General features: G+C 40.1%; 15 protein-coding genes. 8 read left to right on the top strand and 7 right to left on the bottom strand.

The features are described 5' to 3' along the window. The first annotated feature begins 9 nt into the window (after window positions 1-9). Genes galE through rfbB form a run of 3 tightly spaced genes read left to right on the top strand, consistent with a single transcriptional unit; the run spans window position 10 to window position 2,691 of the window. A complete protein-coding gene (galE, locus tag R2Q66_RS03570; RefSeq protein WP_316746630.1) occupies window positions 10-1,032 on the top strand; it encodes a UDP-glucose 4-epimerase GalE in 1,023 nt (340 codons plus the stop codon). Beyond that, entirely contained in the window at window positions 1,033-1,599 is a 567-nt protein-coding gene (locus tag R2Q66_RS03565) for a hypothetical protein (RefSeq protein ID WP_316746629.1), read from the top strand. Window positions 1,600-1,635: 36 nt separating this feature from the next. After that, on the top strand, window positions 1,636-2,691 hold the full coding sequence (gene rfbB, locus R2Q66_RS03560) for a dTDP-glucose 4,6-dehydratase (protein WP_316746628.1): 1,056 nt from the start codon (window positions 1,636-1,638) through the stop codon (window positions 2,689-2,691). Window positions 2,692-2,761: 70 nt separating this feature from the next. On the opposite strand, the gene R2Q66_RS03555 is transcribed toward rfbB, so the two are convergent. Together R2Q66_RS03555 and R2Q66_RS03550 are read right to left on the bottom strand one after the other, a co-directional pair. After that, window positions 2,762-3,994 carry an ABC transporter permease gene (locus R2Q66_RS03555; protein ID WP_316746627.1) on the bottom strand — a complete coding sequence of 411 codons (1,233 nt, stop codon included), beginning with the start codon at window positions 3,992-3,994 and terminating at the stop codon, window positions 2,762-2,764. 116 nt (window positions 3,995-4,110) lie between these two features. Continuing rightward, window positions 4,111-4,464: an iron-sulfur cluster assembly accessory protein gene (locus R2Q66_RS03550; RefSeq protein WP_316746626.1), complete on the bottom strand. Its 354-nt coding sequence runs from the start codon at window positions 4,462-4,464 to the stop codon at window positions 4,111-4,113. Window positions 4,465-4,552: 88 nt separating this feature from the next. Here R2Q66_RS03550 and R2Q66_RS03545 point away from each other — a divergent pair, with 88 nt between their 5' ends. The 3 genes from R2Q66_RS03545 to dnaA all read left to right on the top strand — a co-directional run bounded on the left by R2Q66_RS03545 (window position 4,553) and on the right by dnaA (window position 8,249). After that, window positions 4,553-5,080, top strand: coding sequence for a hypothetical protein (locus R2Q66_RS03545; protein WP_316746624.1), 528 nt, complete (start codon window positions 4,553-4,555; stop codon window positions 5,078-5,080). 2 nt (window positions 5,081-5,082) lie between these two features. After that, the gene (locus R2Q66_RS03540; RefSeq protein WP_316746623.1) at window positions 5,083-6,630 is read left to right on the top strand and encodes a methylmalonyl-CoA mutase; all 1,548 of its coding nucleotides are present in this window, start codon (window positions 5,083-5,085) and stop codon (window positions 6,628-6,630) included. 194 nt (window positions 6,631-6,824) lie between these two features. After that, window positions 6,825-8,249: a chromosomal replication initiator protein DnaA gene (dnaA, locus tag R2Q66_RS03535; protein ID WP_316746622.1), complete on the top strand. Its 1,425-nt coding sequence runs from the start codon at window positions 6,825-6,827 to the stop codon at window positions 8,247-8,249. 76 nt (window positions 8,250-8,325) lie between these two features. Here the strand turns inward: dnaA and R2Q66_RS03530 are convergent, their stop codons facing one another. From R2Q66_RS03530 to R2Q66_RS03510, 5 genes are all read right to left on the bottom strand, one after another. After that, window positions 8,326-8,877 carry an NUDIX hydrolase gene (locus R2Q66_RS03530; RefSeq protein ID WP_316746621.1) on the bottom strand — a complete coding sequence of 184 codons (552 nt, stop codon included), beginning with the start codon at window positions 8,875-8,877 and terminating at the stop codon, window positions 8,326-8,328. An 8-nt stretch (window positions 8,878-8,885) separates the two neighbouring features. After that, window positions 8,886-9,278 (bottom strand): hypothetical protein, encoded by a 393-nt coding sequence (locus R2Q66_RS03525; protein ID WP_316746620.1) that lies wholly within the window; start codon window positions 9,276-9,278, stop codon window positions 8,886-8,888. A 5-nt stretch (window positions 9,279-9,283) separates the two neighbouring features. Beyond that, on the bottom strand, window positions 9,284-10,057 hold the full coding sequence (locus R2Q66_RS03520; RefSeq protein ID WP_316746619.1) for a TPM domain-containing protein: 774 nt from the start codon (window positions 10,055-10,057) through the stop codon (window positions 9,284-9,286). Next, the gene (locus tag R2Q66_RS03515) at window positions 10,054-10,503 is read right to left on the bottom strand and encodes a TPM domain-containing protein (RefSeq protein WP_316746618.1); all 450 of its coding nucleotides are present in this window, start codon (window positions 10,501-10,503) and stop codon (window positions 10,054-10,056) included. The genes R2Q66_RS03520 and R2Q66_RS03515 overlap by 4 nt, the downstream gene beginning before the upstream one ends. Window positions 10,504-10,583: 80 nt before the next feature. Next, window positions 10,584-11,165, bottom strand: coding sequence for a LemA family protein (locus R2Q66_RS03510; RefSeq protein ID WP_316746617.1), 582 nt, complete (start codon window positions 11,163-11,165; stop codon window positions 10,584-10,586). 308 nt (window positions 11,166-11,473) lie between these two features. Here R2Q66_RS03510 and R2Q66_RS03505 point away from each other — a divergent pair, with 308 nt between their 5' ends. Beyond that, window positions 11,474-13,015 (top strand): NAD(P)/FAD-dependent oxidoreductase, encoded by a 1,542-nt coding sequence (locus R2Q66_RS03505; RefSeq protein WP_316746616.1) that lies wholly within the window; start codon window positions 11,474-11,476, stop codon window positions 13,013-13,015. 203 nt (window positions 13,016-13,218) lie between these two features. Beyond that, the gene (locus R2Q66_RS03500) at window positions 13,219-13,578 is read left to right on the top strand and encodes a CoA-binding protein (RefSeq protein ID WP_316746615.1); all 360 of its coding nucleotides are present in this window, start codon (window positions 13,219-13,221) and stop codon (window positions 13,576-13,578) included. The last annotated feature ends 506 nt before the right edge of the window (window positions 13,579-14,084 follow it).

Genomic DNA, 14,084 nt, shown 5'->3' with positions numbered 1-14,084 from the left:
TAAATAATAATGTCGAAAATACTAGTAACTGGTGGTACCGGTTTTATTGGATCACATACCGTGGTTGAACTTTACAATGCAGGATATGATGTAGTGATCGTTGATGATTTTTCTAACTCTAATCCAAAAATCCTTAAACAAATCGAAGCGATCTCTGGAAGAGTTCCTGAATTTGTAGAATTAGATCTATGTGATGAAGTAAAAGTTAAAGCCTTCGCTGAAGCAAATACTGATATCGCTGGTGTAATTCATTTTGCAGCTTTCAAAGCGGTAGGAGAATCTGTTCAACAGCCTTTAAAATACTATAGAAACAATTTTTACTCCCTGATTAATGTCATCAATGGCTTTAACAGCAAGATAAATTTAGTATTTTCTTCTTCTTGTACAGTTTATGGTCAGCCAGATGTATTACCGGTTACCGAAGCTGCTCCAGTTAAAAAAGCAGAATCACCTTATGGTAATACCAAACAGATCGCAGAAGAGATTTTGCAGGAAAGTTGTGCTGTAACTCCGGAAATGAATGTAATCGCCCTGCGTTATTTTAACCCGGTAGGTGCACATGATTCTGCATTAATCGGCGAATTGCCAATTGGTGTTCCTCAAAATCTGGTTCCTTTCATTACACAGTCGGCTATTGGTAAACGTGGCCCGATTACAGTTTATGGAAATGATTATGATACTCCGGATGGTAGTGCAATCAGAGATTATATCCACGTTGTAGATTTAGCTAAAGCACACGTTGCAGCAATCCAACGTTTGGAAAGCAAAAAAGCGGATACTAATTATGAAGTTTTCAATTTAGGAACAGGTACAGGTACAACCGTACTACAGGTAATTGAAGCTTTTGAAAAAGCAACCGGCGAAAAATTAAGCTATACTATTGGTGCAAGAAGAGAAGGTGATATCGAAAAAGTTTGGGGTGATGTGACTAAATCTGCAAGAGATTTAGGCTGGACTGCTGAACGTGATATCAATGTAATGATGTCTTCTGCATGGAATTGGGAAAAATACTTAAAAGACAACCCTTTTTAGATGTTACTAAGCGAGCATAAAGACCTCAAGCTGGAAATTAAATCCCTTCCTGAAAAGGAAAAGGATAAGCTGTTGCTCCGGTTGATCGCGAAGGATAAAATCCTGACGGAACACTTGCATTTTTTATTAATGGAAGGGGAGCAGGATTTGGTGGACAGACAGGAGCAACTGACGGCAAAGATTGACGAGGAAATCGAGGAGCTGATGTTCAATAAAAGGAGGAATGCTAAAGAAGCTTTACTTAAAATGAGAAAGCTAAACGGAAGCATAACCCACCATTTTAAGGTCACTAAAGATTTGAACAGCGAAATAGAATTACGGATTCATCTTTTCAAAGGAATTCCCATTGATTTTAATGAGGGTGTGTTTTCTACGTTGCATAAGTTCAATGAAAAGTTAATGATCTACTTTGCTAAATCTGTATTTTCAGTATATAATAAGTATCTGAAAATGCATGAAGAAACTCAGTTCGACCTGAAACAAGGATTTAATGAGGTTCTGGCGAAATTATATGAACATAAAACAGCTCCTGTTGCTGAAGAATTGGGCTTACCTAAAGAGATTTAAGGGATGTCCGAAGTTTTAAAAATGAAACCTATTGAAATGAAAAAGAAAATATTAATAACAGGTGGCGCTGGATTTATTGGTTCACATGTGGTACGCCGGTTTGTGAGCAATTATCCGGATTATGAAATCCTGAATCTTGATGTGTTAACGTATGCCGGAAACCTGGCCAACTTAACTGATGTAGAAGATTTGCCGAATTATCGTTTTGTAAAGGCTGATATCACGGATGCGGTAGCTATGAACGATTTGTTCGAACAAGAGAATTTTGATGCGGTGATCCATTTGGCTGCCGAATCTCATGTTGACCGCTCTATTGCAGATCCAACTGCTTTTGTAATGACCAATGTAATCGGTACGGTTAACCTTTTAAATGCCGCAAGAGCACATTGGAAAGGTGATTATGACAAGAAACGTTTCTACCATGTATCTACTGATGAAGTATATGGCGCTTTAGGTGAAACCGGAATGTTTACTGAAACAACCGCCTATGATCCGCATAGTCCTTACTCTGCTTCAAAAGCGTCTTCTGACCATTTTGTGCGCGCTTACCATGATACTTATGGACTGGATGTTGTAATTTCTAATTGCTCAAATAACTATGGTTCTCACCATTTTCCAGAGAAACTGATCCCATTAGCCATCAATAATATCAAAAACAATTTGCCTGTTCCTGTTTACGGAAAAGGGGAGAATGTGAGAGACTGGCTTTGGGTAGAAGATCATGCACGTGCAATTGATGTGATCTTTCATGAAGCAACAACTGGTGAAACGTATAACATCGGTGGCCATAACGAATGGAAAAACATCGATCTGATCCATTTGCTATGTGATATCATGGACCGTAAACTGAATAGAACGCCTGGTGACTCTGCTAAATTGATCTCTTTTGTAACCGATAGAGCGGGGCACGACTTACGTTATGCGATTGATTCTTCGAAATTGCAAAATAAATTAAACTGGGTGCCTAGTCTTCAGTTTGAAGAGGGACTGGAGAAAACAGTAGAATGGTATCTTGAAAATGAAGAATGGCTTTCTAATGTGACTTCTGGAAACTACAAAGCTTACTATGAAACCCAATATCAGGGTAGATAAGTAGATATACCATAAACAAGAAGGGCCATCTTTATAAAGATGGCCCTTCTTGTTTATAACCGGTTTTTAATTACTCATATCTTAAAGCTTCCACAGGATCTAACTTGGATGCTTTTTTAGCCGGATAATAACCCGACATAATTCCTACGAGTACACAAAGTACAAATCCGCCAAAGATCCATAACCATGGGATGATAAAGGAACCACCCATCGCCAGCGATATGATATTCCCGATGGCAATGCCGAGGAAAATTCCAAATGCCCCCCCCATCAGACAGATAATCACGGCTTCAATTAAGAACTGTTTACGAATCACAGATGGATTTGCACCTATCGCTTTCCTGATTCCGATTTCCCTTGTTCGCTCTGTAACAGAAACTAACATAATATTCATCAGGCCAATAGAGGCGCCAATGAGGGTAATCGCACCAATCGCAATTCCACCCCATACCACATATTTTAAGTTCTCAAACAGCGTTTGTGCTATGGCATCACTTTTAATGATCTCGAAGTTATTAGGCTCTGCAACTTTAACTTTTCTGATGTTCCTGAATTGTGCGGTGGACTCGCCAATGATGTCTTCCTGCATGTCATTGCTTGGAACCATCACCACAATATTATAAGAAGGATTCCCGTTGGAATTGATTTTCTTAGCTTTTAATAGCGGAACATATACAGCCCTGTCTCCACTGAATCCCATACTGGAACCTTTTGAAGCCAATAACCCGATAACTTTTAGCCGGTTTCCGCCTACATTAATGATCTTATCTATTGGAGATTCTTTCTTAAATAACTTCTCACTAACCTCACTTCCGATGATGCAGACATTATTCCCGTTTTCAACTTCCGTTTTACTGAAATTTCTACCTGCAGTAAGCTCTAGTCCCATGGAAGGCAAGCCGTTCTCATCAATTCCCTGAATGTTAATGTTTGGATTGGTTTTTTCCGCCCCATATTTGATGGTAGCGCCGTAAGTTACCATCACGTTAATGGCCACTTTTGCCGGTGTATTGAGCTGATTCTTAAAGGCTACTGCATCTTCGTAACGAATGCTCTTGAATGGCTTTGGTCTTTTGCCGCCGCCGCCGATCCGGATACCCACACCGCGGTTTCTGATGGTAAAGGAGTTGGCACCCATACTCGAAAAAGCTTCTGTCATACTGGTTTTTACTGCATCCAGCGTGGTAAGAATTCCTACTAAAGCAGATAGGCCGATCGCAATGATCAAGGCAGTCAGCATGGTACGTAACCGATTACTTTTTATAGATTGTAGGGCAATTCTGACGTTTTCTGTATAGGTCATTCTTTAGAAATAAGATTCTTAAAGGGATAAAAATAAAAAGTCCCGTTGTTAAGACAACGAGACCTGTTATAATGTTACAAAGGATGCCTAAATAAACTCCCTGTATAAAAATCTATTTATGCTGAAAAGCTAGTGCCACAACCACATGAACTGGTTGCATTTGGATTGTTGAAGGTAAAGCCTCTTGAATTTAATCCGTCCTGCCAATCAACCTGCATACCCATCAAATACATTTGGTGTGCTTTATTCATGAAAACTTTAATGCCATCAATGATAAATTCCTGATCGCCTTCTTTCTTTTGATCGAAACCTAAAACATAACTCATTCCTGAGCAGCCACCACCTTCTACTCCTACACGTAAGCCGAAGTCTTCAGCGATTTCTTGTTGGTCTTTTAACTTAAAAAGTTCTTTCACAGCAGTTTCTGTAAAGGTAACCGGTGCAAATGCGGTGTCAACTGTATTACTCATGTTATTTAAAATTAGGAAGAACAAATATAAATAAAATGTACATTTTTGTCGGGTTAATCGCTAATTATTACGGTATTTAAACAAAGGAATGAGCATAGAGTCTTTATTAATAGAAGTAGTACCCATAACAGTTGCCGGCGTAGTCACCGTTTCGGTAGGTTATTACCTGATCAAGAATGATATTGATAAATATTTTAGATTGAGGTTTGCCCCCAAAAAAGAGGATAAAACGCAGATCTTAGCCCTACGTCTCCAGGCGCATGAACGCCTGATTGTGTTTGTGGAAAGGATCAACCCCGCTAATTTGTTTCTGCGCCTGTATACACCCGGCATTTCTGTAAAGGAATTGCAGGCATTGGTATCAAATGAAATCCGATCTGAGTATCAACATAATGTGACGCAGCAATTGTATGTGTCTGAAAGGGTATGGAATGTGATCCGTAAACTTAAAGATGATACCTTAGCCATGGTAAATCATGGCGCACAGGGATTACCTGAACAAGCTACCGGCATGGATTTAAGTAAAAAAGTATTGCAACATATGGCGGAAATTGCGGATAATCCTTACGATTTGACGCTGGATCTGATTAAAAAGGATATTCATCAATTGTTTTAATTATGGAAGAGAAGAAGATTACGACGACCTCAGGTATAGAAATTAAAGAATTATATACGACTGCGAAACCGGTAACGGAATTACCCGGAGAATTTCCTTATACCAGAGGGATTCAAAAGGATATGTATAGAGGCCGTTTGTGGACCATGCGTCAATATGCTGGTTTTTCTACTGCCGAAGAGTCGAATAAACGTTACCATTACCTGCTGAAACAGGGGACAATGGGTTTATCGGTGGCTTTTGATTTGCCTACTCAGATTGGATATGATTCCGATCATGAAATGGCAGAAGGAGAAGTAGGGAAGGTTGGTGTCGCAATTGATTCTCTGAAAGATATTGAGATTTTATTCGATGGGATTGAACTTCAGAAGATTACCACCTCAATGACCATCAATGCCACGGCTTCGGTGTTGTTAGCGATGTATATCGCCCTGGCCAAAAAGCAAGGCGCAGATATCAGACAGATTTCCGGAACAATACAGAATGACATCCTGAAGGAATATGCGGCAAGAGGTACTTATATCTATCCGCCAAAATCCTCCATGAGGATCATTACCGATATTTTTGAATTTTGTAGTCAGGAGGTGCCAAAATGGAATACCATTTCTATTTCTGGTTATCATATCCGGGAAGCAGGTTCTACAGCAGTACAGGAGCTAGCTTTTACGCTCGCAAATGGTAAGGCTTATTTAAACGCGGCTTTAGAAAAAGGACTGGATATCAATATTTTTGCAAAGCGACTTTCATTTTTCTTCAATTGTCACAATAATTTCTTTGAAGAGATCGCTAAGTTTCGCGCAGCAAGGAGGATGTGGGCCAAAATCACGAAAGATTTAGGCGCTACAGATGAAAAAGCTCAGATGTTACGTTTCCATACCCAAACGGGTGGCTCTACGCTAACGGCACAACAGCCTTTGAACAATGTGATCAGGGTAACCAGTCAGGCAATGGCAGCGGTGCTGGGGGGCACACAGTCCTTACACACAAATGGTTATGATGAGGCTTTGTCGCTTCCCACTGAAGCAGCAGCCAAAATCGCCCTGCGTACCCAACAGGTGATCGCCTTTGAAACTGGAATCACGGATACGGTTGATCCATTGGCCGGTTCTTTCTTCGTGGAAAACCTGACGGATGAAATTGAAACTGCCGCACAGGTGTACATCGATAAGATTGATGCGATGGGCGGGTCGGTGAATGCCATCGAAAACGGATATATCCAGAATGAAATCGGCAATGCCGCTTACCAGTATCAACTGGAAATTGAAGATGGCAGTAGGGTAATTGTTGGGGTCAATAAATTTACACAGGAAAAGGAGGGGATCAATGATGTATTTACCATTGATGAATCGATAAGAACCATTCAGACAGACAAGTTAAATAAGCTAAAATCGGAACGGGATGCGGTAGCTGTGGAAAAAGCTTTGAACGATTTATTGCTTGCTGCTAAAGGGACGGAGAACCTGATGCCTTTTATTCTGGTAGCTGTAGAAGCCTATGCCACACTCGGTGAGGTCTCGGATGTTTTACGTAGTGTTTTTGGGGAATACTAAGCGGTATGTTAAAAAATAGTTATCCACATAAAAAATTCAGGTTAACTATGCTAATTATCTGCTGTTTAGGTGCTTACTGAATATATGAGATTTTAGTTTTTTTTGTTGATAATTTTTTGAATATTCGGTATCGCGAAAGGGCATAGTCAATGTGCCTGTATCGTCCCTGTTAACCAACTAATTGTATCATAAAAATGGAAAAAACTTGTACCGAAGTATGGAAAAGCTGTCTCCAGATTATAAAGGATAACATACCCGGCCAGAGTTTCAAAACCTGGTTCGAGCCGATATCCGCTCTCAAATTGGATGGCAATGTTTTAACAATACAAGTACCGAGTTTGTTCTTCTATGAATGGCTGGAAGAACACTATGTTGGACTGCTCCGAAAGACGGTCAAGAAGCAATTGGGTGAGGAGGGAAGACTGGAATATAATATTGTAGTAGACAAGTCTTCGAAAAGTCCTTATACCACCAATATGCCAAGTAACGGCAATGGCGCGGAAGCTAAGTTCCAATCTATGCCCATTCCGGTCTCTATCAATAAAGACATCAGAAATCCATTTATTATTCCTGGATTGAAGAAGCTAACGGTAGATCCTCAATTGAATCCTAATTATACGTTCGACAATTATATCGAGGGTGATTGTAACCGTTTGGCACGTTCCGCTGGATATGCGGTTGCAGCTAAACCCGGCGGCACTTCCTTTAATCCTTTAATGATTTATGGCGGCGTAGGATTGGGGAAGACCCATTTGGCGCAGGCAATTGGCAATGAGATTAAACGAAACCTTCCGGATAAACTGGTGATCTATGTTTCTTGTGAGAAATTTTGTCAGCAGTTCGTAGACTCGTTAAAAAATAACACCATCAATGATTTTGTGAATTTTTACCAGGCAATGGATGTGATTATCATGGATGATGTCCATAATTTTGCAGGTAAAGAAAAAACTCAGGATATATTCTTCCACATTTTCAACCATTTACACCAGTCCGGGAAACAGGTGATCCTGTCTTCTGATAAAGCCCCGAAAGATTTAGCCGGACTAGAAGAACGTTTGTTAAGCCGTTTTAAATGGGGATTGTCTGCCGATCTGCAAATTCCTGATTTGGAAACCAGAATTGCCATCCTGAGGAAAAAGATGTATGCTGATGGAATCGAACTGCCCAACGAAGTAGTAGAATATGTAGCCCATAATATTGATAATAATGTGCGTGAGCTGGAAGGTGCAATGGTTTCTCTGTTGGCACACTCTACCTTAAATAAAAAAGATATTGACCTGAATCTTGCGAAACAGATGTTGAAGAACTTTATTAAAAACACTTCAAAGGAAATCTCTATGGAATATATTCAGAAATTAGTTTGTGAATATTTTGAGGTTCCTGTAGATATGGTGAAATCTCCTACCAGAAAACGTGAAATCGTGCAGGCAAGGCAGATTTCGATGTACCTTTCTAAAAGTCATACTAAATCTTCTTTGAAAACTATCGGTGCTTTTTTTGGTGGTAGAGACCATTCAACCGTGATTTATGCCTGTCAGACGGTAGAAGATCTTATTGATACAGACAAGAATTTCAAAGGTTATGTCCATGATATTCAAAAGAAACTTAAAATGACCTAACCAAAGGTTGTTTAATGAAAAAGCTCCCAAAAAGTACGGTACTTTTTGGGAGCTTTTTTTGTGGAAGGTTTTATTATTATTTAATCGCTTCCAGCTTCATCAGGCCATAAAATAGCGCTGAAGCATGTAAAGATTGAGCAATCTGATTGTCCATCAGTAATTGTTTGACCGCTGGAATGCTGTATTTCTCTACCGTTAGAATTTCATGTTCATCTAAATCTTGTTCCTGTGTTTTAACGCCTCCGGTAAGGAGGTAGGTAAAGGTGACATTGTCTGATGTTGCCGGATTGGGATAAAGCGTTGCCAAATGACTGATCGTTTTAAACGTATAACCGGTTTCTTCCAGTAATTCTCTTCTTACCGCATCTTCTGGTTTCTCATCGCCATCAATCACCCCACCCGGGATTTCCAGTGAAATGATGTCCGCACCATGACGGTATTGACGAACCATAATGATTTCGTTGTCTGCTGTTAATGCAACTGCATTCACCCAATTGGGGTACTCGAGTACATAATAATCATCTTTAGTGGTTCCATTCTGGAGCTCACAAGTGTCTACGCGTAAGGTTGCCCATTTTTCTTTCACCAGGTAGTTTGATGAAAGCTTTTGCCATTTTAATATTTCCATTTTAGGGATTAAAGGTATCGTTGGATCTTTTTTTGCCGATCCAAATTGACCATGCTGATGATATGATGTTGCTCTTCCAGCATTTTATAAATCAAGAGTAATTTCTCTGCAATCAACTTATTCCGCTCCGGTTCATGGGAAGGAGATAAGTCTGCATAAAGAAATTGACTCAGCGTATCCAGCTTCTCAGCCGGATATTCTTTTTGTTGAAGTAAGGTGTTGAATTTAGTATTGGAATCGGATAACAGGTCTTCCTCCGTTATTTCAAATTCCTTTAACAAGGATTCTTTGAAAAGATCGTCGGCTTCTTCTAATTTACCTTCCAGCTTTAGGCCCATAATCCGGGCGAGTACCTGTGCAAGTTTTTGCATCTCGGCAGTCATTAAGTCTCTTCTAAGCATAAGATTTACCAGCTACCACTACTACCACCCCCACCAAAACTACCTCCACCGAAACCGCCAAATCCGCCGCCGCCACTACTGCCGCCACCGAAACCGCTTCCGCCAGATCCTCTGCCTCCGCTAAGTAACATACTCCAGAATAGGGCATCTGCAACGCCGCGACCGCCGATAACCTGACCTCCACCGCCGCTTCCACCACCTTTTTTAAGGATCACGATGACCACAATAACGATGATGATAATTATGATAATACCAGCGGCACCACCTCCCTGATTTTGGCCAACTTTAGGTTTGTCATTCTTGTATTCGCCTTTAGTATAGCGGATGATGGCATCGGTACCTGCCTGAAGTCCGGCATAATAGTCGCCAGTTTTAAAATAAGGCTTGATATCGTTGTCTATAATTCTGCGGACGTATAAATCCGGAAGTGCACCTTCTACACCATAACCTGTTTGGATGGAGATTTTTCTATCCCCCAGTGCCGCAACGATCATGATACCATTGTTTTTACTTTTACCACCTACGCCCCATTTACGGCCTAGTTCCAATGCATATTCCCCGATATCATAATCGCCTACCGATTTTACGATAGCAATCGCGATTTGTGTAGATGTGGAGTCATCAAAGGCTACGAGTTTTTGCTCTAATTGTTGTAGCTGACTGGCTGTAAGTGTTCCTGTATAGTCATTAACCAGTTTGTTTGGCTTCGGAGGGAATTCCTGAGCGAAACCTAAACCGGACATTAGTGTAAATAAGAAAGCTATGATTAGTTGCTTCATGGCTTTGCTGATTTATGTTGGTCCATAAAGATAATTTCATTAGGTAATTCATTGATGTCGCCCCCCTCAAATGGGAAGAAGGTGGCCAGTTTTTCGCCCGCGAGTACGATTCCGGCAATAATGCCCTGAACCAGGTTGCCGCCAGAGAAATGTGCCTTCATCGCAACCTTGGTTGTTTCCCAGAAATCTTCCGGTACTACTTTATTAATACCACTATCGCCAATGATGGCAAATTTATGGTCAATATAGGCCAGGTAGATCAGGACACCATTGTGTCTGGAGGTCTTTTCCATTCCTAGTTTTGAAAAGTAGGATTTTGCTTTCTCCAATGGATCGCCCTCGCAATGTTTATCTACTGCTATTCTGATTTCGCCGGAAGTCGCTTTTTCAGCTTCTGAAATCGCATTGGCTATTAATTCTTGTTCTTGTTCTGTGAAAATTCCCATAATAGGATGACTGGATAAAGATAAGGGTAATCCGTTTTTTTACTAAAACACTGATTACCCTTAAATGTTGTGACGGTATTTTAGAATTCTACTTTTGGTGCCTTTTCTGCGCCTGCATCTGCTTTAAAGCCTGCTTTTTGACTGAAACCAAATAGGCCAGCAGTTAGGTTAGTAGGGAAAGACCTTACTTTAGTATTGAAAGTCTGTACGGCTTCATTGAAATCTTTACGCGCTACTGCAATTCTGTTTTCTGTTCCTGCAAGTTCAGCAGAAACATCTCTGAATTGTTCGGTAGCTTTTAATTCAGGGTAGTTTTCTGTCACCATTAATAAGCGTCCAAGAGCCTGACTTACCTGTCCTTGTGCAGCCTGGAATTTCTCAATGTTCTCTGGTGTTAATTTATCAGGGTCAACAGTTACCTGAGTAGCTTTAGCACGGGCTTCTGTAACCTGAGTTAAAGTGGATTGCTCGAATTTAGCAGCACCTTTAACGGTGTTGACAAGGTTAGGAATTAGATCTGAACGTCTTTGGTATTGAGTTTCTACCTGGTTCCATTTCGCCTTAACATCCTCATCTAATTTAACCAGGCCATTATAGCCACATGAGCTTAGGGATACCATTAAAACTAAAATACCGACTATTGCTAATACTGTTTTTTTCATAATTTCTGTTTTTAATTGCCCTGATCGTTAACGCTTGTTATGCTCAGGTTTTGCGTTTTGTTTTCTAAGTGTTAATTTACACATAAGAACTCAATTTCCGTACCTTTGTTTCTAATCCGTATAAAAATAGGTCAGGTTTTTATAAATATGACGAATCAACCTGTAATTCGGGGTTAAGCGGCATTTTTGTCAGTTCATTAGCCGCTTTTCAAGCTCAGCTACTAGCTATTTCCCGGGATCATGATTTCTGACAACACCTCAGGATTTTGTATATTTGTAGCGGTTCAGGATAAATACCTGACGTATTTATGCAGAAAGAAATAGAAATTACCCTGGCTCCTGAAGATGTTGAACAGGAAGCGATATTAAAAAATGCCTTATCTGAGGTCTTAGAAGTAAAAACCACACGAATTAAAGGATATAAGATCTTAAAAAGATCTATCGATGCACGTTCAAGAAGAGTGATCTTTCGACTTCAAGTGAGGGTGTTTATTGATGAAGAACCTTTAAATGAGGTTTTTGAAGTGAATTACCCAAATGTTAGTGATAAAAAACCGGTGATTATTGTCGGAGCCGGCCCAGCTGGTCTGTTTGCCGCTTTACAATGTATCGAAAATGGGTTTAAACCTATTGTTTTGGAACGTGGTAAGGATGTGAAACAGCGTAGGAGGGACTTGGCCGCCATCAATAAGGAGGGTATCGTGAATACTGAATCCAATTATTGCTATGGTGAAGGTGGTGCAGGTACTTATTCTGATGGTAAACTTTATACCCGATCTAATAAACGCGGTGATATCAATAAGGTATTACAGGTTTTTGTGGAACATGGGGCTACAGAAGATATTTTAGTGGATGCCCGTCCTCATATTGGGACAAATAAACTTCCGCAAATTATAACCGCGATTAGAGAACGTATCCTGAATGCCGGTGGTGAGGTGCGCTTTGATCAGAAGGTAACGGATATCCTGATCAATTTCGGAAAGATCAAAGGGGTGGTGATAAACGGCGAAGAGAAATTGATGGCTGATGCTGTTATTCTGGCTACCGGTCACTCCGCGAGAGATATTTATGAATTGTTAAACAGTAAAAATATCCTTGTTGAAGCGAAACCTTTTGCATTGGGTGTTAGAATTGAACATCCCCAGGCCATTATCGATGCCGCTCAATATCACTGCGATATTCGTAGTGAGTTTCTGCCTCCTGCTTATTATAGTTTAGTAGAACAGGTTGGAAGCAGAGGCGTATTTTCGTTTTGTATGTGCCCGGGTGGTATTATTGCCCCTTGTGCTACGCATGAAAATGAAATTGTAGTGAACGGCTGGTCTCCTTCTAAAAGAAATAACCCTTTCGCAAATTCAGGAACGGTCGTACAGATCACTCTGGATGATGTAAAAGGAACTGATCCACTAAGGATGATGAATTTTCAGGCAGAGATTGAACGGACAGCTTTCCAGTTAGGAGGAGGTAATCTTGTAGCACCAGGACAAAGGATGGTAGATTTTGTAGAAAATAGGGTGTCAATTGATTTGCCTAAAAACTCTTATCTGCCAGGAACGAAAAGTGTGATGCTAAAAGATACGTTACCTGATTTTGTAGCTTCAAGCTTAAGAAATGCTTTACTTCTTTTTGGTAAGAAAATGAAAGGTTATTATACCAATGAGGCAATCCTTGTAGGTGTAGAAAGTAGAAGTTCATCGCCAGTGCGTATTCCAAGAGATAAAGAGACTTATCAGCATCCGCAAGTAGCAGGTTTATTCCCTTGTGCGGAAGGTGCCGGTTATGCAGGTGGTATTGTTTCGGCCGCAATTGACGGGGTGAATTGTGCAAATGCCATTCTTAAAATATCTTAGTAGAAACAGATCTTTGATTTTGTTGTTTATCTGGTCGGGAGTATTGCTTCCTGGTGGCTGAAGACTTATTTCAAATGATTTGACCTGGTTTTAATAAGTTTAGCCTGCCGCTGATTTCTTTTGATTTTTTGCGGAGTAAATTCCCTGGGAATATCGGGCTAACCCAGCTTTTTTTAATACTGTTATCGTTAAATATTTGCATCATGAAAAATACATTAATTATCGGGGCTTCCCCAAATCCTATGCGTTATGCTTATAAGGCTGCTCACATGTTGAAGGCAAAAGGGCATCCCATTATTAATGTTGGCATAAAAAAAGGGGAGGTTGCCGGAGTAGCAATCGAACAACCCGGAACTTTGCATGAGGATATAGATACCATTACCTTATATATAGGAGAAGATATACAGCATACGTACTACGATTATATTCTTCAAACCAAACCTAAAAGAGTGATTTTTAATCCGGGAACAGAAAATGAAGAACTGGAGACTCTTTTGAAAGAAAACAATATAGAGCCGGTAGAAGCTTGTACACTGGTTTTACTGTCGACAGGGCAGTATTAGTGCTGTATTTTTTTAGCTCGACTGGTCTATTCTACAATTAGTAACGTTATGCATTTTGAGGCAGAAGCCAGGATGGGTCTTTGTAAGTATATATAAGGTGTAGAATAACAGTCTTTCGTCGATTTGTTGCTTTTTAAAGGCTGTTGTTAGCTTTAAACATTTGACTATACTATATAGGTATTACAGGTTTATCCTTATTGCCGTCCCGGAACTGGTTTAGTTCAGTTATTCATTATTATTGGCGGATAATGGGTTCATAGATTGTCTTTATCACTGGGCTTAGTTGTGATTTTAGGATCAGGTCTTCCTTAGTAATTCGTGTTTACGATTTGTGCACTGTGGGTCATGCAGTTAGGTGTTTGATACAATTATAAAGGTATTATTGTTTGCAGGGTGGGTTATTTTTGTTACTTTTGCATCCCGCTTCGGAGGAAGGGTTAGTTGAAAGAGATACAGTGAAGAAGATTTGAAAGATTGCAGTAGAAGGATGTCAGAGGTTGTTTTGG

The organism is Pedobacter gandavensis (assembly GCF_032677645.1).
Lineage (GTDB): Bacteria > Bacteroidota > Bacteroidia > Sphingobacteriales > Sphingobacteriaceae > Pedobacter > Pedobacter gandavensis_A.
The sequence above is the reverse complement of the archived record's forward strand: the minus strand, read 5'-3'. Positions and strand labels throughout refer to the sequence as shown.